Source organism: Subsaximicrobium wynnwilliamsii (assembly GCF_007997225.1).
GTDB classification, from domain to species: Bacteria; Bacteroidota; Bacteroidia; order Flavobacteriales; family Flavobacteriaceae; genus Psychroserpens; species Psychroserpens wynnwilliamsii.
In genome coordinates this window covers 17,848-40,333 of record NZ_VORM01000005.1, presented here as the reverse complement: position 1 = coordinate 40,333, position 22,486 = coordinate 17,848, and the positions used below count along the sequence as shown (strand labels likewise).

Below are 22,486 nucleotides of genomic sequence, written 5' to 3'. Positions count from 1 at the left end.
CAACTACCCACTACCCACTACCAACGTCCCACTACCTACTCCTCACTCGAAACGCGCCAAATAATTCCCGCATCATCATCGTTCACAAGCAATGCGCCATCTGCAGCCACAGTGACACCGACAGGACGGCCATAGACTTCGCTCGCTATTTCATTGGCAATAAACCCGGTTAGGAAATCTTGAGGAGGTTGAGGTTTTCCGTTTTCAAAAGGCACAAAAACCACTTTGTATCCAGAAAGCGGATCGCGGTTCCAAGAACCATGTTGCCCCACAAAGGCTCCATTTTTATATTGTTGCGGAAAAGCACTGTTGGTGTAAAACGTCAATCCTAAGGAAGCCGTATGATTTCCCAAGGGAACATCGGGCATGATGGCTTGTTGCACCAAGCTATCGTGAGGATCATCGGCCCATCTTGGATCTTTTATTTGTCCGTAATAGCTGTAAGGCCATCCGTACCATCCGCCTTTTTTAACGCTGGTAAGGTAATCTGGCACTAAATTATTACCCAATTTATCACGCTCGTTTACTGCGGTCCAAAGTTCGCCGGTCACAGGATTCCAATCCATACCAACTGGATTTCTCAAACCGGTTGCATAAATAATTTCCCCAGAACCGTCGGGATTGACCTCGAGAATGTTGGCGCGACGCTCTTCCTTTTCCATGCCTTGCTCGCCTACATTACTGGCAGAACCAACTGAAATATAGATCTTATCGCCAGCTTTGTTGCTAATGATGTTTCGCGTCCAGTGATTGTTATAGCCACTTGCTGAGAGTTCAACAATTTTTTCGCCTTCCGCAGTCATTTCAGTTTGACCTTCCTTATAGGGATAACGGTAAAGCCCATCGGTATTGGCAACATAGAAATAACCATTTAGAATGAGCATGCCAAAGGGTTGATTGAGATCTTTCAAGAAGACATGGCGTTCTTCCGCAACACCATCTTTATCCCTATCACGCAATAGGCGAATCTGATTTGCGCTATTTCGTGTATTGGCTTCAGAAACAAAATAATCGCCATTGGGTGCGAGGTAAGTCCATCGTGGGTGTTCTAAAGAATCCGCAAAACGGTTTACTGCAAAACCTTCTGGCGCTGTTGGCGTCTTGTCTTTTGGCCAAGCAATGACTTTGCTACTGTTTGTAACAGATTCCGAAGAAAATGGAGCCACCAGTTCTAAACTTCCAATCGCAGTTTCAACTGTGGTTGTCCCTGCTTGCGCGAGTTCGTCTTTTTTGGCTTCACTCACTTTTTCCTTGCAAGCCATCAACATAAAAAGTGATAACATGCAGATTGCGGTATATTTCATTTTTTGAGTTTTAAGTTATAGTCCTAGTTTAATAGATAAACCTGAAATAAATGACCCTAATCTCAATAAATATTAACGCATATAATGGAAAGCTGTGAGCTTGGTTGTGATGAAGCTGGAAAGTTGTTTTTTTAGGAAGAATTTGTTTTTAGCCTGACACCCCGACTGCTTAGAACATCACCATCTAGAACCACGTAGCATGGTGCTGTATATGGACTTAAGACGGATTGAAAATTTTAAGGAATTAATTTGAAGCTTGAAGCGTCTCCAAAAGAACAATATCTCTATTGGCAACTAAGATATCATCTGTTTTAATCGGATTTAAAATAGCATTGCTTCCGGCTTTTTTAAGTCTTTTTCTACAAAAACGTGATAAATAGGGATCGTTGTCAAAGAGAAAACCATCAATTTCATATTCAGGACTTCCCGGTTGTTTGATGTACGTATGAATTCGTTTGATCTCATTACTGCCAAAATTGGTGCCTGGTACAAAGGTGTAGAAGGTATATTTGCCATTTTCATCGGTTTTGACCCATGCTCTGTGTAAGATATAATCTTTGTCGTTTTCTTGTTCTACAGTATAAACGCCCTTATCGTTGGTTTGATTTATGAACACTATCACATCCTTTGCAGGAGTTTGCCCATCTGCCCTAAAAACGGTTCCCGTAATCTTTAATGGTTGTTCGTGTGATTTATATCCAGGCACACTATCGGTAGCACTCAATTGCTTCTCTCCAAAATCATAAATGGGATGACGCTCCATATAATTGCTGGGAAGCTGGTTTGGGCTGTCATTCAATTCTTGGGCAACAACAAGTTGCAGATTCACAAAAATTAAAAGGAGGGCGGCGTACTTTAATATGGATTTCATAAGAGCTGTAGATATGATTGCAAGTCAAATCTATAGCCTTCAATCTATTGCACCAAAAAATTTACATGAACGCAGTAGTTTACACGTTGAACTGAAAAAGGATTCAAAAAGTATCGGTCAAATACCTGTTTGAAATTGAAGAGGAAGATGAAGATGAAGATGAAGATGAACTTGAATTTGAAGTTGAATTTGAATTTGAAGTTGAATTTGAAGATGAAGATGAACTTGAATTTGAACTTGAATCTGAAGAGGAAGATGAAGATGAAGAGGAAGATGAAGATGAAATTGAAGATGAAAATAAAGATGAAGAAGAACTAGTATGATTATCATTTTTTATTGGCAAGAGTGGGCACATTCAACTTTGCGCCCCTGCCTACCGGCAGGCAGGTCCGCGGCTCTACCTCCCGGCAGGCAAGTCTTCGAGAACATAAGCACTCAAATGTTACTTTGTTAAAAATCAATGCAGTTGAAGACGATGATGAAGACGAAGATGAAGATGAAGATGAAAATAAAGACGAAGAAGAACTAGTATGATTATCATTTTTTATTAGCAAGAGTGGGCACACACAACTTTGCGCCCCTGCCTACCGGCAGGCAGGTCTGAGCCCCTAACTACCGGCAGGCAGGTCTGCGAGAAAAAATCACTCAAATGCCACCCTATTCAAAATTAAAGCAGATGAAGTTGAAGACGAAGATGAAGATGAAGATGAAGACGAACTAATAAGATAGAATTTTTTTTTGTCAAGAGTGAGCACAGACAACTCTGCGCCTCTGCCTACCGGCAGGCAGGTCTGCGAGAAAAAATCACTCAAATGCCACCTTATTCAAAATTAAAGCAGATGAAGTTGAAGACGAAGATGAAGATGAAGATGAACTTGAATTTGAAGTTGAATTTGAAGTTGAATTTGAAGATGAAGACGAAGATGAAGATGAAGATGAAGATGAAGATGAAGATGAGGAAGAACTAGTATGATTATCATTTTTTATTGGCAAGAGTGGGCACATTCAACTTTGCGCCCCTGCCTACCGGCAGGCAGGTCTACGACTCTACCTACCGGCAGGCAGGTCTGCGAGAACATAAGCACTCAAATGTTTCCATGTTCAGAATCAATGCAGTTGAAGACGAAGATGAAGATGAACTCGAAATTCAAATTGAACTTTAAGCTGAAACTATTATCCTACCTACTACCTACTACCCACTACCCACTACCCACAACCTACTTCCGCAACCTACTTCCCACTACCCACTACCCTCTACTTTCTCCTCTCCACCATCTGTTCACTCAATGATTTGACATAAAAAAACCGCCAGCTTCCGAAGTTAAAATCCGAAAACTGGCGGTGTATTTAAATACTACTTATTGAACGATTAGCTGCTCAAGGCGACCTTCAATTCAATTTTTGTATCTAATAATTTTGAAACTGGGCAAACTTCCTTCGCTTTTGTAGCGATTTGTTGGAACTGCTCTGCGTCGATTTTTGGTACGTCGCCCTTGAGGTTGAGCATGACCTTAGTGATGCTGCCATCTTCAAAGGAAACTTCAGCGTCCACATCCAAACTGTTTGGTGTAAAGCCTTCTTCGCCCAATAAAAAACTGAGTTGCATGGCGTAACAACCTGCGTGTGCTGCACCGATGAGTTCTTCCGGATTTGTGCCTTTATTGGCATCTTCAAAACGGGTTACAAATGTATATGGTGCAGCGTCAAGTGTTTTGCTGCCAGTTGTTAAATGTCCTTTTCCTTCTTTACCACTACCCTTCCATTGGGCATTGGCGTTTCTTGTAAATTTCATATCTGTTCTATTTTAAAAATTATTATGCGTTTTCTTTACTTGCTTTTGGATAATCGGTATAGCCTTTTTTGCCTGGCACATAAAAAGTGTCTTCATCCCAATCGGCCATTTCTAAATGATGCTCAAAACGTTCCACCAAATCTGGATTTGAGATGTATAGCTTACCATACGCCACCAAATCGGCATCGCCAGATTCAATTATCTTATTACCCGACTCTTGATCAAAATTAGCATTGATCATTAAGGTACCATTATATAAAGGTCTAAAATGCTTAGCGATATGTTGTACCGCGAAGTCTATATCAGACACGTCATTGAAGGGTTCCGATAAATGGATGTAGGCCAAATTATAATCGTTCAACCTTTTAATGATGTAATCAAAGGTCGGGATGGAATCTTCATCCATCGTCATCCCGAAAATACCATTTAATGACGGATTGAAACGTGCCCCAATTTTTTCCTGCGGAATCACTTCTTTGATGGCATCCAGCACCTCAAAGAAAATTCGAGCTTTATTCTCGTGAGAACCACCGTATTCATCTGTTCTAATATTTGATGTCCCGCTAAAAAATTGGTGGAATAAGTAGCCATTGGACGAATGGATTTCAACACCATCAAAACCGGCTTCCACAGCATTCTTGGCAGCATTTTGAAAATCTTTAACCGTTTGTTTGATGTCCTCTTTGGTCATCGCTTTTGGCGTTACCGTATCCTTATTGCCTTCTGGCGTAAAGGATTTTGCGTTCGGGTTGATTGCTGACGGTGCCAAAGGCAAATCGCCATCGTGAAAATCGGGATGCGAGATTCTACCCACGTGCCATAGCTGAATGAAGATTTTTCCGCCTTTGTCATGTACGCGTTTAGTGACTTTTTTCCAGCCCTCCACTTGTTCAGGTGTGATGATTCCTGGAACGTTTATATAGCCAACGGCATCTTTTGAAACTTGCGAGCCTTCCGTGATAATCAATCCTGCGGAAGCACGCTGTTCATAATAAAGTCCCTGCAACTCGTCAGTAGCTACATGCCCATCATTATCGGCGCGACTTCTGGTCATTGGTGCCATGACGACTCTGTTTTTCAAGTCAATGTTTTTATGGTAAGGGGTCAATAAGGGTTGTTTACTCATGTTTTTAGTGTTTGGTTAATTAAATAATTTATCTATAGGAATTAGCAAAAGACCTCAAGTTGTAAGAGGCCTTTTACCACTTCCTTCGCTATTAATCATAGGGATTATAATGCTTCAGTTCCCGCTTTTGCAACGGTATGGTCGTTTTCAACAGAGCTTCCGCTAACGCCAATGGCACCAATAATGTCGCCATCTTTATTTTTCAATGGAATCCCACCTGGAAAGGAAATCAATCCTCCGTTGGAATGCTCAATATTGTAAAGTGAGCCGCCAGGTTGCGCCAATTTTCCTATTTCGCCGGAAGGCATATCAAAAAATCGGGCTGTTTTGGCTTTCTTTAATGCGATATCTGCACTTCCCAACCAGGCACCATCCATTCTTACGAAAGCAACTTGGTTTGCTCCGGCATCTACGACCGAAATATTCATTTTTGTATCTATTTCTAAAGCTTTAGCCTTTGCTTTTTCAATAATAGCCTGTGCTTGTTTTAGTGTAATATTCATAGTTCGTTGTTTAGCCCCTAAATCCCTTAAGGGAAATTTTGATAGAGGTGTGATTTAATGATTTTTTGTGTTGCAAAGTTAATGGCGTTTTGATTCGCCTAAGACTTATGCTTCTAATCTCTATTTTGAAGAAAGGATGTCGATTTTCTCAATAACTGGTGCTTCGGAAAGTAAGCGATCGGCATGTTCCATTAACGCTTTTGCAATATCGCCATTGAGGTGGGCTTCGCGTCCTTCTTCCGTTTCAAAAGTATCGAAGATTCCGAAAGTATGCGCATCGACTTTAAAACTGTACCATGTTATGGTCTGCTCTTCTTTTTGGGCAAGTTCTACCGCGCCTTTGATAAAATCTTCCACTTCCGCAGTAGTTTCTTTTTTTGCTTTTAAGGTCACTTTAATTCCGTATCGTAGCATGTCTTTTATTTTTGGTTTAACCCAAATGTAAGGTTCAAAAGCACCAATCTCCTTGACCTATGTCAATTAAGAGAAGATTAACTTTTGAGCGACCGTCGTATTCGACTAAGACTTTCAGCAGATACCCCTAAATAATTAGCAATATGATAATTAGGCACTCTGGTTTCTATGCTGGGATAGGATAGCCGAAACTCGAGATAACGTGCTTTGGCATCCTTTTCCAAAGCCGAAAGAATGCGTTTGCGTTGGGCTACAAAAGCACTGGTCACTAAAAGCCTGAAATAACGCTCAAAAACGGGCGCCTCATCATAAAGCGCTTGTAGGTCGTCATAATTTATCGCCAACAATTGGGAGTCTTCTATGGCCTCGATATGTAGTTTTGAGGACACCTGATTATAAAACGCATCAAAATCGCCAATCCACCAGTTTTCTATAGCGAACTGGACGACGTGCTTATTGCCCTTATCATCCATATAATAGGCCTTCAAACAGCCTTTAAACACAAAATATTCGTGTTTTACGTGCGTGCCCGGCAGTAACAAGAACTTACGTTTAGCTACAGAAACTTCTTGCAGCAATGCCGTGAATTGGTTCAATTCTTCTGCGGAAGGCTTTACGTATTGCTTGATGTGAGTGACAATGGACTTTAGCATGAGTTAAAGATAGGTATTCGGTGGCGATTGGCCATCCAACAATTATCAAAAACGCTTCGGAAAGTTACGAGTCTAAAGCATTTCAACCAGTTGTAAAACCCTTACAAAACGGAAATAATTCCGAAGAAAAAAAAGCCGCGAAACCCAATGTTCCAAGACCTTTATATGAAAAATAAATAGTGCAATTAGGCTTTGATGTCGCCATGTTCGCTACTATCTGGTTGTTCTCCAGAAAAGGCACCAACACTCATTTTGAAAAGCGTAACCAGCTTGTTGTGTTTTGGTTCCCAATAATGCGCTTCTAAAGGTTTAACCTGAATCGCAGTTAAACTAGGGTCGTCAAGACCATCAAACCAGTTGTCATCACTCGAGCCGTAAAGTTCTTTTAGAATGGATTTTTCAGTGTTAATGCTCGCTGTACCATGAATCGTCATAAAAGACATGTCGCCAGGTTTGCTGTACATGACCTCCACACTGTTATCTTTATGGATGTTCTTATTGTGATCGCTATCCTTTCCGCTTAGAAACCAAACATGCCCGTTGAGGTCCACTTTTTTGGTACTCATGGGAATCACGTGAAATGGCTTTTGCCCTAAACGTGTTGCGAACATGCAAAAGTCGATGGATTCTGCCATATCCTTTATTTTATCGATAGCTTCTTGATTATATAGATTTGTCTTACTCATAATTTTTTTAAATGATTTTATAATGAAGCGCCCAAGCAAGGTCGGAACATTAGCTTGGGCACTTGGAATAATTTATTAGTTTATTTTGATCGCATTATTGACTTGACATTTACAAATTCCTTGATGCCAAAGCCGCCATGCTCTCTTCCGTAGCCAGAATTTTTGACGCCACCAAAAGGCATGCTGGGATGCGCTAAACCGAAAGAATTGATATTGACGATTCCTGTATCAAAATGGGACTTGGCAAATTCAACCGCTTTTTCCTCATCTTTTGAAAAAATACCACCACCTAGGCCAAATCTACTGTCGTTGGCTATACGCATGGCATCGTCATTATCTTTCGCCTTAATGAGTGAAGCCACAGGGCCGAACAACTCATCGTCATAGGCAGGCTGACCTGGTTTTACGTTTTCCAAAACGGTTGACGGGTAGAAATAGCCTTTCTCTTTAGGCATTTCCCCGCCACAAAGGATTTTGGCACCTTTATTTACCGATTTCTCAACCTGATCATGCAAGATTTCACGTAAATCCTTTCTGGCCATTGGCCCCATTTTAGAATCGTCTTTGGTTGGATCGCCGTGATTTATGGCTTTCATACCTTTTACAAAAGCTTCCTTAAATTGGTCATACACTTTTTCTGCAACGACAAAGCGTTTGGCTGCGACACAGGTTTCGCCGTTATTATAGATACGCCCCTGTACGCAGGTTTTTGCTGCCAATTCAATATCGGCATCTTCAAATACCAAATAAGCATCATTACTACCCAGTTCTAAAACGGTTTTCTTAAGAAATTCGGCCGCTTTTTTGGCTATTACTTTCCCAGCTCCAGAACTTCCAGTCAAAGTCACGCCCCTTACAAGCTCATGTTCTATCACTTTATCTGAAGTATCGTGATCCATAATTAGCACCGTAAATAAATCCTTGGGTAGGCCAGCGCTCTCAAAAATATCTTTGAGCATTAACGCAGAACCAGTAACATTGTTGGCATGTTTTAGGAGCACTCCGTTTCCCGCCATTAAGTTAACAACGGCATAGCGAATTACCTGATAGGTAGGGAAATTCCAAGGTTGAATGCCGTAGATGACTCCGATTGGTGCGTATTGAATCACGCCCTTTCCACCATTCGCCATGATGCGCTCTTCATCTTGTAGGCTCTTTTTGCCTTCAGTTGCTGTATATTCACAGATGCCTGCACAAAGTTCTACTTCCTGATGGCCTTGTTTGATGAGTTTCCCCATTTCATTGGTCATCAGCTTTGCTAAGGCTTCTTTATTTTTGTTAAGTTCCTTACCTATAGCTGCAACGACTTTCCCACGCTCGTCTAGGGATTTATGTTTCCATTTTAAGAAGGCTTCATGACATTTTTCAACAGCCGAAACCGCTTCTTTTTCTGTCATGTAGGTATAGCTTTTTATTTTTTCTTCCGTAAAAGGATTTATTGTGTCAAATGTTTTGTCACTCATGTTAAGTTTCTTTTAAATGTTCGTTCTCTCCAAGATATTAACTCTATGCCTGCAAAACGGACTGTATCGCTTCAAAAATTAATGCGATTGGTCAATAACGGTATTTATAGATAAACTTAGTAGAGCTGGGTATTTATAACTTAAATTGAATTATTTGCGGGAGACGCATCATGTGTATTGCTCGAGATTCGCTGAAGCCATTTAATTGATTTTAATATCTATACTCCACAAAATCAATTATTTGCCGATAAAGTGCTATGGCCTTCTCTTTGTCGGACAAAGACTTAACTTCAACAAGAAAAATTTTCGCTCGCCGCTAAATGACCTAAGTTTGTTGTGAATTAATATTCCTAACTCACTTAAATTTAATCTATTATGGACGCAAATCTTTCCTTATTCAATCAAATTAATAGTTTGTGTTACTGGTTATTGACCGAAAGTAATTATAAGAGCTCGGTTATTTTAGATGCAGACAAAGACTCGTACTTTGTGCGGGTAAAAAAAGGCAATCAGAGTTTGTACGCGTATCAGATTCCACAATTCAGCAAGAAAAACCCACGTTTCTTAAACTTTGAGTTGACAGCTGTGGTCAATAGTCTATTACTGATTAAAGACACTGTAATGCAGCGACGTTATGAAAGTGCATAAAAAAACAGAATCAAAAAGGATTCTGTTTTATATCTAGATCTAATCATTGCTATTAATGGATAAGCTCGACCAATTTAGAATCTCTCCCTTTAGCGAGTTCGACATGATAGGCTATCCTTTTGTCACCGTTTGAATACGTAATAAGGCATTTCACGTTTTCAAAGGACCAACCTGGGTAATTCTGAGCCAGCTTACCGCTTATGCTGTAAGGCATTCTAACATTGTTATAAGCCTCTTCCGTTTTGATAATCAAACCCTCTTGATCATAAATGGCTTTGATGTGATCTGAGTTTTGCTTAAAATCTACCGTATAGGTGGTTTTTTTGTTAGGGCTATAAATGGATTCTTGTTTGATATCATAATTTGCCACAATATCCTCTAAGGTCGCTATGCGCTTTGCCACTGTCTTTTCTAGCGCAGCATTAATATAATTACTATTAGCAGCTGATTTCTCATAAACCTTATGATTGGAAGTTTCAAAAGAAGTGACCATTACATTTTCGTGTTGCGCAAGTACAGCTGTCGTGATGAGGGAAACTATCAATCCCATAATAATTGTTTTCATAATTGATAAGGTTTTAAGTGTTGCTAATACATCTTTGTTGTAGAGATACAGTATTATATTGCTTTTTTTACAACACTGCTAAATTAGTTCAAGTCTTTGTTCAAACCTTAAAAGGGACATAGACAGACAATGCACAAGGAATAGACAACCGATAGACAATCTTAGCCTGAAAGCCTATAAATAACTGATTATAAAATAATTAAAGGTTTTGAATGAAAATGTCTAAATCGGTGGCTTCGGAAAGGTCTAATTTTTTTCTCAATCGATACCTACTCGTGTTCAACGAGGCAAGCGTGATATTTTGAAGCGTAGCGATGCTTCTGCTTTCAATTTTCAGTCGGATTAACGAGCACAGATTAATCTCATTCTTACTCAAATTTGGAAAAGCGGCGTTTAATTTTTTGTAGAAGGTATCGCTTAGTTTGGCCAAGCGCTCAAAAAAGATTTTGGTCTCATCGTCATAATTGATTTTATTGGCGATATCATGTTCCAACTGCATCAATAATTCTTCCTTTTGGCTGGTTTGGGATGCTTTAATCTGCTCAAATTGGGTTGAAATATCCTTAATCCAATCTTGGTTTTGTGTAAGACTGATTGCAAAGTCGGTCAAATCCCGTTTCTTTGATTCAATTTCGGAGTTTAGCTGTTTCACTTTCAAAACAGAATTTTCAAATTTATGTTCTGCCAAGAGTTTCTCGTTTTTAGCATTTATGAGGCGTTGCCTTCGGCTAAGAAAAAGAAACAATAATATGATAATGAAGACAGAAGATAAAAGTCCGGAAATCCATAAGCGGGACCGTTGTTTTTTGATCTTATTTTCGGTTTGCAACTTATCGATCTCAAAATTGAGCGCAACCCGGTCTAGGGTTACGTCATTCAACTCTTGACGCCAAATTTCTTCTGCTTTCTCTGCAACCCTATTTAGGCTATCTGAAAACCGCCTAATGGTTTTTGTTGTTTGGTAAGCCTCGGCTAACTTATTGCTATGGAAAAGCAACTGTTCTTTAGCTTCTAAAAATCCTAAAGTGGAGCTTGCGCTACCTAGTGCAGCATTTTTTGCTCCTTCAACAATAATACGTAATTCATCAAAAGCTTTTTCAGCCTTTCCCAAATCGCCTAATTTTGCGCTTGTCGAAACCACCTGTGAGCCAGCGCTGATCAATCTGGGATAATCCTTTTCTAAGGTGTTTTCGTTAATGGCACGCTTATAAAATTCAAAATTTATTTCATATAAACTTAAGGCATCCCTTAAACGGCCTTTGTCTAAATTGAGATCGGCGATATTATCTCTAATACTTCCGATAATTGTGTGCTCTGTAAAATTTTGTTTAGTGATTTCATAGGCCGTATTAAAATAGATAGCTGCAGAATCTAAGTCCTTTTTATACCAGTAAAAATAGAGGCCGTAATTATTTAATGCCGAGGGATAATACACATCCTTGTTCTTTTCGGCATAAGCGATATTGTCTTTGTGTATCTTTTGAGCACTGGCAAGGTCGCCTATTTCAGCCAAATTTTTGGCGAGACTGGCATATGAATATGTGATTTTATTAGCTAAGGAAACAAGTTCGGTCGCAGTAAGCGCCGTTTTGCTCCCCTCATAATACTTAAAAAATTTATCATAACACTTTATGGATTCTCTGGGAAAACCAATTTGCAGAAACCAGTTGCCTGAGTAATTGTAAGCATTCAACTTTAGCGCATGCTGTCCCTCGATCTTGGGTAGTAAATCTAAGCGCTGAAAATGCTGAGAAAGGTAGCTTTGTAATTGTTTATCGGTAAAACTACTGCGTCTAAAGGTATTCGCTTTATCTTCGGGAAACTCTGCGTTCATGGCTGCGGTAATCGCCTTAAATTCGGCTAATGCCTTTTTAGATTTTGCCGCATTGTCCTGAGATACAGCAATAGAAAACCAGAACAACGCCATGGTGAATAAATAGATTGATTTTAGCACTTTGGTTTTAATTAGGTCACGATCACTATAAAAATATTGCTTTTTAGCCTAAAGTCAATAAGATTATCAAGATAATTAAAAGCATTTGGCTCTATTTTAAAACAGATATTATGACTGAGCACTACAATTTTAGGCATCATGTCGCCCTTTAGGGAAAGGGCACGAACATGATGCCGAAAATTCACTTAATTTTGCCCTGACTAAAGGGAATAGTTGGATTTTCTAGAATTAAATGTTTTTTAATATAGCATTGCCAAAATATTAAATCCCGTTCTACTTATCTTTGCGAATTAATTTTCGAGATGGCAATAAGACGCCGCATTCATATAACGTAAGCTAGATGATACAATTCGCCAAAGACTTTCAGACGAAGTACACATTAAATAATCTTGCTTTAAAAGCATTAGCTTCCTTTTGGATGCTGTTTGTTTTTATGAGCACAAACGCACAACAGGACATCTCTAAAGATAGCACTGTGGTCATTAATGTGATCAAAACCATGCCATCCTTCAGTATTCACAATGACAATTATTTTATCACTGGTACCACCATTGGCGAAACCCCAGATGCCAATAATAGCGATGGCAAACTCAAAATAGGTTTCAAGCAACGCTTGACGAATAAAACCTTGCCTTTTGACACCTATTTGTTTTTTACCTATCAACAAACGGCCTTTTGGGATATTTATAAAAAATCGCTTCCGTTTCGAGAAACCAATTACAACCCTTCACTGGCCTTGGTAAAGCCTTTGTATAGAAATAAGGAGTTCAACGGGTTTTTGCAGTTTCAGTTTGAACATGAGAGCAACGGAAGAGATGCAGATAGCTCCCGTTCCTGGAACCGTTTGTCCCTAATTTACAGGCGCTATCTATCTGATGATTTTACAGGAACACTTAAAGTTTGGTTGCCTGTAGGCTCAAAAACGGGAAATGCCGACATTACCGATTACCGCGGATTCCAACAACTGGATCTGGCTTACAAACTGGATGAAGATTTTATTTTTGAGGCAGAAATGCGGAAGGCTTTTAGTTGGGATGCCATAGGAAGTTTATTATTGGGGGCAAATTATAGGATCTCACAAGCCTCAGAACAATTTATCTACCTGCAGTATTTCTTGGGCTATTCTGAAGATCTCATCACTTATGACCAGCATGTTCACCGCATCCGTATTGGGATTGTGTTTAAGGACTTGTTCTTGAAGTTCAGGAAGTAAACTGGGAATTAGGGATTAGGAATTTGGAATTCGGGATTTGGGATTTAAGCTTTAACCAGTTGTTTCATTATTGACTAACTGCCTTGAACAACTTTCATCAATCTTTTTCTCGACTCCATTTTTTGACCTCGCCAGTATATTCTATAGAGTTGCGTTTGCTGCCCGAAATGCGAATTGAGCTTCTTCCGTTGGGGAAAAGCGTAATGAATACGTTGTAAGATTCATCGGTACCATTTGCACCAAACTTTAAGTCATACGCTTTACTTTTTTCATTTTGGTTCGCTTCATAATCTTCCAAAAGCGTTTTGAAATGGATGCCATTATCTCTCGAAGGATAACTTGGCATTTGAACTTCTCCAAAATAGGGTAACTCTGCAAATACCGAATCTCCCTTCACTCGCAAATAATTGGGGTTGCCTATTAAACTCACGCTACTGGCATTACTGCCATCAAGAAAAAGTCCAGCATTTTGAAGGCTCATCAAAGCAGTGGTCGTCACGGGATATGCGTAATCTGATTCTATTTCGAAGGCTCGTTGCTCTACCATTTTCTTTAAATTCTCAATCTCTGCGGGGGTGGCAGTGGATTTAGAGCTACCACAGGCAAAAAGCGAAAGTGCTATAAATACAAAGCAATAGATGAATTTCATAACAAAGGTATTTTTTATAAGATACGAAAAGAGGAGATTCCCTTTCTTAATTTCGTCCCAAAAAGCATCACACGAAATGCGTTTTAAGGAATGCCATTCCGTTTTTAGACATCACGCGTGCGATCACTTCATCGGCTTGTATGGCATTGGCTTCTACTTTGAACTTGGCGCCCTTAAGGTAATTATAGGCATGCCTTTCTAAAAAATCGGCTAAAAAAGGCAATTCTTCTGCGGTCCAAAATGAATTTAAAGGGTCTATGATGCCATCAAAATCACTGCCTATAGCGATGCAATCCCAAGCAAACAGCTGCTCATGATCGAGTACTTCAGCAATGTGTTGGATCTGGTTCCATAAGAGCTCTGAGCGATAATGCATGATTTTGGATCTGCTCAAGGACTGCCTGGTCGCTTTTAAGGTAGCCTCACTGGCCACGCGTCTTTCGTCTAACTGCAAGCCTAGAATTCCTTTGCTCTTTGCAATGCGAATGAGCTCCGCATTGTAGATATTGATATCCACAGCTTTCAATTGATTCGCCACCTTGGAGCCACTTTGCGTTGTGTCCTCAAAAGAACGCATCCCATTTGCAGCCGCATGGCTCGCGATAATAGGGATGTTCTTATAGTCTGCATTTTGGTCTAAAAGTGCATAATATTCTGTTCGGGACGCCACGCTCATGTGCTTCACATCAATGAGGATGCGCTTGCCATTCTCAGTACTCAGCAAAGCATGCACAATCTTAATGCCCATGGCGGTAAATCCAAGATTCAAACCTTCAGATTGGTCTACCTTGGATTTTACCAATTTGGTAAAACTTTCGGCATGTCCACAGATATGGTTCCAAAAATGATGGGCAACGGTCACGAAGAATGGAGGTGCTTCCCAGTTCTTGATTGCTTGCAGGTTTTTTAAAAAGGAGGTCTCACTGGGTGGTTGGTCAATACTGTCGTTTAAAACATGTAAGCCTTCGATGGACATAATGACACAGATGGTGGTAATTTTGTTAGTCTCCTTTTTTGCGGCTTCCATAACCGCATCAATCTCTGCATAGCTGCGAACAATTCGGTATTTAAACCGACCCTCGGGCAGGCTGACAATCACATTGTTGAGTTGTTTGTAAAAATCGTATTCACGTTCTAAATCCTCAAAATAGTTGGTCATTGCTTGCACCATATCCACCCGATTGCGCCCTAGCCCAGTGGCGAAATTGGCAGTAATATCTTTGATGAGCTCGCTCTTGATTTTGTTCTCAAAAAAATACTTTTCAATAGGATAAAGCGATTCACAAACCACAGAAACACCTCCTTTGGAAAGGCTTGTGAAATTGGCTTGGGAAAATTTGGTAAGGTTAATGACATAATTGAGCAGTTTATCGCCCAAACTCGGTGGGTCATACCTCCAAATGCTGCTAGATCGGCCCCTGTTGCTATTATTGACGCCTGTTTTTTTGTAATTGAAACTCTTGCCGTAAGGTTTTATGGCAGAATGGCAATGGAAATCCACATAATTGTTCCTCTCAGTTATCATGATACTGTATTTTGATAAAGTAGGTGCTAATGGATTGGTTTATAAAGGTATGGAATAAAATCGCTGCTTGAAGTGAAAAAGAGCACGAATGCATGAATTTTGTATTGATGCGACTACAATCAAACCTGCCAGGTTTAAAAAAATCTTGCAGGATAATTAGTGCGGCGCAATCCAGATGTAAATTTTGTGCACGCACTTAAAAAAACCTATCGATATTCTGAAGTGATGCCATCTGCTCGCAGTCCGTCCTCCAGAGCTAAAATAACACCTTGTGCGGCCCTTTCGCCAGCAATCATCGCGGCATTGAGCGAGCCATTGAGCATTTGGTCTCCAGCGAGGAAAATGGTGGGTTTAATGCGGGTTTCGGTGGGTGAACAATCGTAGTGCAGATGTTCTAAATCTGGTAGTGCTTGTAAGATTTGGTAGCGTTTCAAAAATGTGCTGTGTTCTATGTCACAAAATTGTTTTAGGTCTTCTTGCACTTTCATAATCAAGTCTTTTTCGTTTAACTCGTGCTTTTTCACAACGGTTACTGAGAGTAATTCTTGCGCTCCTTTACTTTTGGTGGCTACGGAGTTGCAGTAGAAAAGATTGTTGATGAGTGCATCGGCATCGGCAACCAAACCGATGATTGGTTTTTGTATGGTTTTGGATTTGACCGTGAAATAGAGATTATCGCAGGATTTCCATTGGGTTTTTGTGTTTAAGTTGGAAAGCAGTGACGACGCCTCTGTGGCAATAATGGTAAAATGGGTTTGCAATTTCTGATTATTATCTAAGAGAATATGCTCGTCATTTACTGCGGAAACTTTGGTGTTGAATTTAAACTGGGTGTCATTAAGTTGAGATTTCAATTGTTCTGTAATGGCCGAGATACCTGCCTTTGGCAGCACTGCCATGCCTTCGCCAAATAATTTATAAACGAATTCGAACATACGGCTGGAGGTTTTCAAATCGGGCTCCAAAAATATTCCGGCGAAAAACGGCTTAAAGAAATTTGAGATGATACGCTCACTAAATCCTTCAGCTTGCAGATACTCGCGAGTACTGCGTTCTTCCGCAGCAAAAATGGTCTCTAAACTGCGACCCTTAAGTTTAACGTTGAGCTTTAAGATCTTCAACTTATCTGAAAAACTCCCAACGCTGGCGGTCATTGTGGACCATAATAAGGACAAATCCCGAAGCGGATCGCCAATGGTGTTTGAGCTGCCATCTTTGAATATAACCGCGCCAGGTATGAGTTTTTGGAGTTCTAAAGCATCGTAATCCAGATGCTTCTTGGCCATGGGATAAGCATCCAGCAAAACCTGGAAACCATGATCTAACTGATATCCGTCCACAATATCGGTCTTGACGCGGCCTCCAATACGGTCGGTCGCTTCAATAATCGTGGGGCGGTAGCCTTGATTTTCTAAAGTTTTCGCCGCTAGAAGTCCGCTTATGCCTGCTCCAATAATGTGAATTTTATAGTCTTTTCTGTCCATGTTTTTTTCTGAATAAAGATAAAATAAAATAGCGCAAAGCCGAAAGACGCTGCGCTATTTTAACTGCAAATTAAAGACCTTAATCTCAACTAGGCTTCTCCCCTAGCCGGATAGTCCTTATCTACCACAAAGTCAATCGCTTTTACAATATCGTCAAAACTTGGCCTTGCAAATGGCATGGTTTGGATGGATGCACAATATAATTCCTGATTGGGTTTGATCAAAAACAGGGCGGGTTCAAAAAAGGTCTCTGGTTCTTCGTCCTTAATGCCTTTAGAGACGAATAAGCCCCATGTTCTAGCGTCTTCAATAGGAAATTCAAAACCCACGGGAATGTCTGGGATGTTCCATTCTTTATAGGTTTCTTTGGATAGCTTTTCTGAATTGGCGCTTATGGCAATCACATTGACACCTCTATCGGTAAACTTGCTCAATTTTTCTTGCAATTCCTCCAAGTAACTTTTACAGACTGGGCAATGTTTGCCTCTGTAAAAAACAATCATGATAAATTGCTTGGGGTCTTGCTCTCCAAGGTTCCATTTGGTGTCGTTTACCAAATCAATAGTAATGTCTGGTGTTTTTTCTCTGGGTTTCATATATAAAGCGTTTTGCTACAAGAAACGTAAATCTGTGCTCATTTTTTAACTTGATACCGACTTAAACTAGCTCAATACCAAATTGTTCTTAAGTGGAGTTAAGACTAGGTAGGCTTCATAAAAAGCGTTTCGCATCTAACTAAACCACTATGGACTTCAAGTCCGTAGATTTTTTTCAACAGACTGAAAGTCTGTTGAATTCGTGAAATGAATAGTATCTCATTGCCTGCGTTTTTGGATAACAAACGGTTTCGTGAAAACCTACCTACCGGACAGGCAGGTTTGTGAAATTCGTGGCAAAACATTTTTAAAGCTAAAGCGAAATGCACTAAAGTGCATAGTTTCCACTCTATTTGAGACCAATAAAGTCCCAAAATCCATCCTGATTTTTAGCATTTACGGTAGCTTTTCAATCTAAGTGACCACCTTGCCTGTTGAACCCAATGCATTTGCTTCCAAAAGATAGTGATGCGAGGGTTGCAAACTGGGTTCAAGGCTATGGGAAACATAGATGATGGCAGTATCACTTTCTTGGGCGATTTTATTAACGAGCGCCACAAACAAAGCGGCGCTGTCATCGTCTAAATCGGCGGTAGGCTCATCTAAAATCAATAGTGGTGGATGTTTGATCATGGCGCGGGCAATCATTACCAAACGTTGCTGCCCTAAACTCAAGTCCTTAAAGTTGGTGGGTTTAAGAGGCTTCAAATTCAAGACTTCCAGCCATTGCGCTGCCAAATTGAGTTGCAAATCGCTTGGTTTTTGGTAAAGCCCAACGGAATCAAAAAGCCCCGAAACTACCATGTTCACTACAGAATGATAGCCATTGAACAACCTGGTCATTGCTGGTGTGACATAGCCAATCTGTTTCTTAATCTCCCAAAGGCTTTCGCCGCTGCCTTTCAATTTTCCGAAAAGGACTAAATTTTGCCCGTAACCTTTGGTGTTTTCGCCTGTAATCATTGACAGCAAGGTGGTTTTTCCGCTTCCATTTTTGCCTGATAATTGCCAAAACTCGCCTTTATTGACCGTCCAATTTATGTTTTGAAGTATGGGTCTTTCAGCAAAGGACACATTTACAGCATCGAAAACGATGACTTCCTTGCCCTCCATTTCCATTGGTTTTAATGGCGGCGGAATGTTTTTTGAATTCAATACAATGTGCTTCGGAAAAGAATGGGTTTTTAAATCGGCTTCGGAAATGGCGGTAATTTGATGGTCAGCTTGAAGCACAGAACATCGTTTGATAAACGGAAGCTTATCTGCTACCCTACTGCTCAACTGAATGATGCTGCTTTGAGTTGCGATTTCAGAAAGCAGTTGTTTTAATTCGCTCTGGGATGCCATATCCAAATGCGTAAAGGGATTGTCTAAAATCAGCAATTCTGGCGGATGCTTGACGAGCTCACTGAAAAGCGCTTTTTTCTGCTCGCCACTCGACATGGCGTTTAAAGGCTGATCATTTGGAGTGGTCACAGTTTTAAAATCATGACGTTCCTCTTCGGAAATCAATCGGTCAATTTCTGAATCTGAAAATAAGCGTGTTTTGTCTTGACTGCATTGACCGTATTCCTCCAAATACGCTCCAGTGTAAAGCTGGTCTAAAAACCGTTTCTTGTTACTTTGATTGTTGGTGTAGATAAACCAATGCCGCGGCTGTTTCATTTGAAAAAATTAGAGGGATCATGCGTTCTAAAATGTTCTAAATATCATTTCCGTCATGATCATAGATTACTCTTTCTTCTTTTTTTTTGATTTTGAAGCGTCATTGGGCATATCGACCACCTTTAAAGGTTGGATTTCGCGTTTGACCTTTTTATAGACGCGCATTTGGAGTCTGGTCAAAACATCATTCATCGCAAGTGTTTCTTCCGCTTGAAGATTGACCAAAGCATTTAGCTGATCTTTTCCTGTTTTAGTGGCCATGATGTTTTGGCGTATTTTCAGAAAATCTTCAACCCTTATTTTGAAAATTGCTTTTTGCTGTGAAGTCATTGACAACTTCTGGTCGTAGGCGTCGGTAATGCTATCGGCTGTTTCGGTGATGCTGCTGGAAGCTCCTTCAATTTGTGGATACCCCTGAGCAAACCCAGTGGAAATTGTAAAAAAGAGAATTAATGTGGCTAATCGCTTCATGGTGTATGTTTTCTTTAATGTAATGAAAACAAGCGTCACAAGCCGTGCTTTTAATGCTTTGTTAACATTTTGACCTAAAGCCTATGCAGAACGATTGCAGGAATCACTCTTCTGGTGGGTGCCCATGAATTTGCTCAAAAACTTCGTCAAAATTGGAGCGCAAATAACTTTTTAGCTTTTGCTTGTAATCATCTCGCAACCATTTCAAGAAATTATAAGTGCTTTTGCTAATGCATTTGGCATAGACATCAATACGGTTATCAATATCATCTTCCAATAATTTGGCCAAGGCCAAGGCATCATAGACATCCTCGCTGTTTTCAATACAGATTTTAGCGTGCTGTTCTATGGAACGCTCCAAGACCACTTTTGATGATTCGCCGCCAAAAGTGGCGTCTTTATAAACTTGCTCAATATCAAAATAGACCTCTTCAGACTTAGAGAATTCTTTGCGAATCTCTTCGGGCAGCTCGTGTCGAAACTGACCTTCGATGGCCTCATCGTCCATCAATTTATCCATGTAATAATCTGGCGAACTAAAAATGGTATTCCAATCTAAATCTGCGCCCCAAGGCCCAAAACGGTAGTTATTGTTACCTAAATCAATGACTGTGAATTTGGACTTATTGTTGAGGATACGTGAACCACGACCAATCATCTGGTAATATAAGGTCAATGATTTTGTGGCCCTGTTCAATATAATGGTGTCAATGGTAGGCTCATCAAAACCGGTGGTTAAGATGCTTACCGAACTTAGAATGGCGTTTGGAGTTTCTTTAAACCAATTTAAAATCTGCTTTCGCTGTTTTTTGGTTGCGGTATTATCTAAATGCATCACAGGTAAACCAGCCTCTTTAAAGGTGTGATACACCATGATGGAGGTATTGATTCCGTTATTGAAGATGAGTGTTTTTTTTCCGTCGGAATGCTTTCTATAAGCCTCCAACAACTTATCCAACATGGCCGGACTCGAATAGAGATCTTCGGAAGATTTTACGGTGTAATCGCCATTACTGCCCACTTCGAGTGAGGTTAAGCCCATATCATATTGATACACATCTGCCCTGGCCAAAAATTCATTTTCAATCAAGGCACCAATGGATTCGCCGGCAATGAGTTCGTTATAATTGCCTTTCATTGGCAAATCTTTGTTCGAACTCAGAGGGGTTGCGGTAACGCCTAATAGAAAAGCATTCTCAAAAAACTTGAAGAGTTTGGTGAAACTGTTATAATGCGCCTCATCGATGATGACCAAACCTACATCAGAAATATCGAGTTTTTCTTCATTTAATCGGTTATTGAGCGTCTCGACCATGGCGACGTAGCAACTATAATCTTCTTGATCGTCGAGATTGGCCTTGCTATCAATCGTTTTATTGGAAACGCCAAAGCTGGTAAGCATTTTTGAAGTTTGCTTGCACAGCTCAATACGGTGGGTCATGACCAGTACTTTTTTCTTGTGCGTTTTAAGGTATTGGCGAACAATTTCAGAAAAAATGACCGTTTTCCCTCCACCAGTTGGCAATTGGTACAACAGGTGGTAATCGTCTGCCGCGGTTTCGAACTTATCGAAAATCTGGTCAATGGCTCCTTTTTGGTAACTGTATAATTCCTTATCTGTTTTTTTGTCCTGAAGCCCTAAATCTTTATCGGTCATGATCGCTTTTTCCATAGTGCAAAAATAAACTCTTTGTGTAAGTTAAAGAAGAAAAATGAGCGCAATTCGTCTAAAAGCTACTGATATTGCCATTTTTATCCCTCCAAAGGCTTTTATTCCCCAAGGCTTGCCTAGAAATACAAAACACACCTTTCAATTCATGCCTTGTGGCTTGCACTGGGGTTATTGATTAAGTTCAAAAACGAATTTTTCAGAATTTGATGAGTGATTAAATCCCCTTTTAGCCAAACATTCAACTCTAGTTGGATAAAATATTAATTTATATTGACTCAAAAAAAATCCTTCCGCAGCATAAAATCAATTGATTTCTTCAAGCGCCTCGTCGAGTGCTTCGTCATCATTATTATCAATGCTCAATCCATATTCATCGGCATATACCTTGGTAAAATGGGCGCCATAAAACAAGATCAAACTCGAATAAGAGACCCAAAGCATCACAAGTATGATGGAACCGGCAGCGCCATACGTAGAACCAGGTTGCATCGTGCTAAAATAAATGGCGAGAAGATATTTCCCAATGATAAATAAAATGGCAGTAATGGCAGCACCTACTCTAACGGCTTTCCAAGAAATGGGTTTGCTTGGTAGAAATTTAAACATGGCCCCGAAAAGCACATAAATGAATCCTAATGAGATAAGTATGTCAAAAATGAAAACATATTTGAGCAGCTTTTCTGGCAGAAATAGCTCAAGTCTATTGCTGAAAGTACTCAGCAAGGACGTGAGCACAAAACTTACCAGTAATAAAAAGCCCAGTATCAAAATGAATCCGATGCTCTTCAAGCGGCTCATGATTGTCGCGATGATGCCGTTGGTATATTTTGGTTTAGTTTTCCAAATTTTATCAAAAGATTCCTGAAGCTGAAAAAAGACCCCTGTTGCACCATAAAGAAGCGTGCCAATACCCACAATTGTGGCAAATAAGGAGGTGGATTTGTCACCTTGATCCACGATCATCATGCGAATCGATTCCGCAGCTTCCGTCCCAATCGCTTCAGAAATCTCCCCTAGAAGCTCGCCTTGAACGATTTCCTTACCCCAAATGCCACCCACAACGTTCATGATGATGATGATCAATGCTGGCAATGATAAAATGGCATAATAAGCAATGATGGCGCTTAAGCGGAAGGGTTCATCGTTAAACCAAACCTTAGCCGTTTTACCCATTAATTTCGGAATATTCTTGAGACTAAGCGCTTTTGATACCATAGCTTTGAATAGGGATT

At 40.1% G+C, this 22,486-nt stretch carries 22 protein-coding genes; 3 read left to right on the top strand and 19 right to left on the bottom strand.

All coding sequences use genetic code 11. The features are described from left to right. Positions 1–35: 35 nt before the first annotated feature. Complete coding sequence (locus ESY88_RS06050; RefSeq protein WP_147086593.1) at positions 36–1,304, bottom strand: PQQ-dependent sugar dehydrogenase; 1,269 nt, start codon at positions 1,302–1,304, stop codon at positions 36–38. 244 nt (positions 1,305–1,548) lie between these two features. Further along, positions 1,549–2,175: a dioxygenase family protein gene (locus ESY88_RS06045; RefSeq protein WP_147086594.1), complete on the bottom strand. Its 627-nt coding sequence runs from the start codon at positions 2,173–2,175 to the stop codon at positions 1,549–1,551. Between the two features lie 345 nt (positions 2,176–2,520). Between ESY88_RS06045 and ESY88_RS06035 the strand changes: the two genes are divergently transcribed. Beyond that, entirely contained in the window at positions 2,521–2,709 is a 189-nt protein-coding gene (locus ESY88_RS06035; protein WP_147089830.1) for a hypothetical protein, read from the top strand. A gap of 835 nt (positions 2,710–3,544) precedes the next feature. On the opposite strand, the gene ESY88_RS06025 is transcribed toward ESY88_RS06035, so the two are convergent. The 7 genes from ESY88_RS06025 to ESY88_RS05995 all read right to left on the bottom strand — a co-directional run bounded on the left by ESY88_RS06025 (position 3,545) and on the right by ESY88_RS05995 (position 8,812). Further along, positions 3,545–3,967, bottom strand: a complete 423-nt coding sequence (locus ESY88_RS06025) for an OsmC family protein (RefSeq protein ID WP_147086597.1) — start codon at positions 3,965–3,967, stop codon at positions 3,545–3,547. A gap of 22 nt (positions 3,968–3,989) precedes the next feature. Next, positions 3,990–5,093, bottom strand: coding sequence for an alkene reductase (locus tag ESY88_RS06020; RefSeq protein WP_147086598.1), 1,104 nt, complete (start codon positions 5,091–5,093; stop codon positions 3,990–3,992). A gap of 104 nt (positions 5,094–5,197) precedes the next feature. Then, the gene (locus ESY88_RS06015) at positions 5,198–5,596 is read right to left on the bottom strand and encodes a GlcG/HbpS family heme-binding protein (protein WP_147086599.1); all 399 of its coding nucleotides are present in this window, start codon (positions 5,594–5,596) and stop codon (positions 5,198–5,200) included. A gap of 120 nt (positions 5,597–5,716) precedes the next feature. Further along, positions 5,717–6,010, bottom strand: coding sequence for a putative quinol monooxygenase (locus ESY88_RS06010; protein ID WP_147086600.1), 294 nt, complete (start codon positions 6,008–6,010; stop codon positions 5,717–5,719). A 77-nt stretch (positions 6,011–6,087) separates the two neighbouring features. After that, entirely contained in the window at positions 6,088–6,663 is a 576-nt protein-coding gene (locus tag ESY88_RS06005; protein WP_147086601.1) for a Crp/Fnr family transcriptional regulator, read from the bottom strand. Positions 6,664–6,848: 185 nt separating this feature from the next. Next, a complete protein-coding gene (locus ESY88_RS06000; protein WP_147086602.1) occupies positions 6,849–7,349 on the bottom strand; it encodes a pyridoxamine 5'-phosphate oxidase family protein in 501 nt (166 codons plus the stop codon). A gap of 80 nt (positions 7,350–7,429) precedes the next feature. Beyond that, the gene (locus ESY88_RS05995) at positions 7,430–8,812 is read right to left on the bottom strand and encodes an NAD-dependent succinate-semialdehyde dehydrogenase (RefSeq protein WP_147086603.1); all 1,383 of its coding nucleotides are present in this window, start codon (positions 8,810–8,812) and stop codon (positions 7,430–7,432) included. Between the two features lie 375 nt (positions 8,813–9,187). On the opposite strand from ESY88_RS05995, the gene ESY88_RS05990 reads away from it, so the two are divergent. Continuing rightward, entirely contained in the window at positions 9,188–9,460 is a 273-nt protein-coding gene (locus ESY88_RS05990) for a hypothetical protein (protein ID WP_147086604.1), read from the top strand. Between the two features lie 52 nt (positions 9,461–9,512). Here the strand turns inward: ESY88_RS05990 and ESY88_RS05985 are convergent, their stop codons facing one another. Together ESY88_RS05985 and ESY88_RS05980 are read right to left on the bottom strand one after the other, a co-directional pair. Continuing rightward, the gene (locus ESY88_RS05985; protein WP_147086605.1) at positions 9,513–10,025 is read right to left on the bottom strand and encodes a hypothetical protein; all 513 of its coding nucleotides are present in this window, start codon (positions 10,023–10,025) and stop codon (positions 9,513–9,515) included. A 199-nt stretch (positions 10,026–10,224) separates the two neighbouring features. Continuing rightward, positions 10,225–11,979, bottom strand: a complete 1,755-nt coding sequence (locus tag ESY88_RS05980) for a hypothetical protein (RefSeq protein WP_147086606.1) — start codon at positions 11,977–11,979, stop codon at positions 10,225–10,227. A 340-nt stretch (positions 11,980–12,319) separates the two neighbouring features. On the opposite strand from ESY88_RS05980, the gene ESY88_RS05975 reads away from it, so the two are divergent. Beyond that, positions 12,320–13,192, top strand: a complete 873-nt coding sequence (locus tag ESY88_RS05975; RefSeq protein WP_147086607.1) for a phospholipase A — start codon at positions 12,320–12,322, stop codon at positions 13,190–13,192. Positions 13,193–13,289: 97 nt separating this feature from the next. On the opposite strand, the gene ESY88_RS05970 is transcribed toward ESY88_RS05975, so the two are convergent. From ESY88_RS05970 to ESY88_RS05935, 8 genes are all read right to left on the bottom strand, one after another. Then, positions 13,290–13,841, bottom strand: a complete 552-nt coding sequence (locus tag ESY88_RS05970; RefSeq protein ID WP_147086608.1) for a DUF4251 domain-containing protein — start codon at positions 13,839–13,841, stop codon at positions 13,290–13,292. Positions 13,842–13,908: 67 nt separating this feature from the next. Continuing rightward, the gene (locus ESY88_RS05965) at positions 13,909–15,366 is read right to left on the bottom strand and encodes a membrane dipeptidase (protein WP_147086609.1); all 1,458 of its coding nucleotides are present in this window, start codon (positions 15,364–15,366) and stop codon (positions 13,909–13,911) included. A gap of 206 nt (positions 15,367–15,572) precedes the next feature. Continuing rightward, complete coding sequence (locus ESY88_RS05960; protein WP_147086610.1) at positions 15,573–16,850, bottom strand: FAD-dependent oxidoreductase; 1,278 nt, start codon at positions 16,848–16,850, stop codon at positions 15,573–15,575. Positions 16,851–16,939: 89 nt separating this feature from the next. After that, positions 16,940–17,446, bottom strand: coding sequence for a redoxin domain-containing protein (locus ESY88_RS05955; RefSeq protein WP_147086611.1), 507 nt, complete (start codon positions 17,444–17,446; stop codon positions 16,940–16,942). 414 nt (positions 17,447–17,860) lie between these two features. Continuing rightward, positions 17,861–19,111, bottom strand: a complete 1,251-nt coding sequence (locus ESY88_RS05950; RefSeq protein ID WP_147086612.1) for an ATP-binding cassette domain-containing protein — start codon at positions 19,109–19,111, stop codon at positions 17,861–17,863. Between the two features lie 66 nt (positions 19,112–19,177). Then, complete coding sequence (locus ESY88_RS05945) at positions 19,178–19,582, bottom strand: hypothetical protein (protein WP_147086613.1); 405 nt, start codon at positions 19,580–19,582, stop codon at positions 19,178–19,180. 103 nt (positions 19,583–19,685) lie between these two features. Further along, positions 19,686–21,254 (bottom strand): DEAD/DEAH box helicase, encoded by a 1,569-nt coding sequence (locus tag ESY88_RS05940; protein ID WP_223270741.1) that lies wholly within the window; start codon positions 21,252–21,254, stop codon positions 19,686–19,688. 303 nt (positions 21,255–21,557) lie between these two features. After that, positions 21,558–22,469: a YihY/virulence factor BrkB family protein gene (locus ESY88_RS05935; protein ID WP_147086614.1), complete on the bottom strand. Its 912-nt coding sequence runs from the start codon at positions 22,467–22,469 to the stop codon at positions 21,558–21,560. Positions 22,470–22,486: the final 17 nt, after the last annotated feature.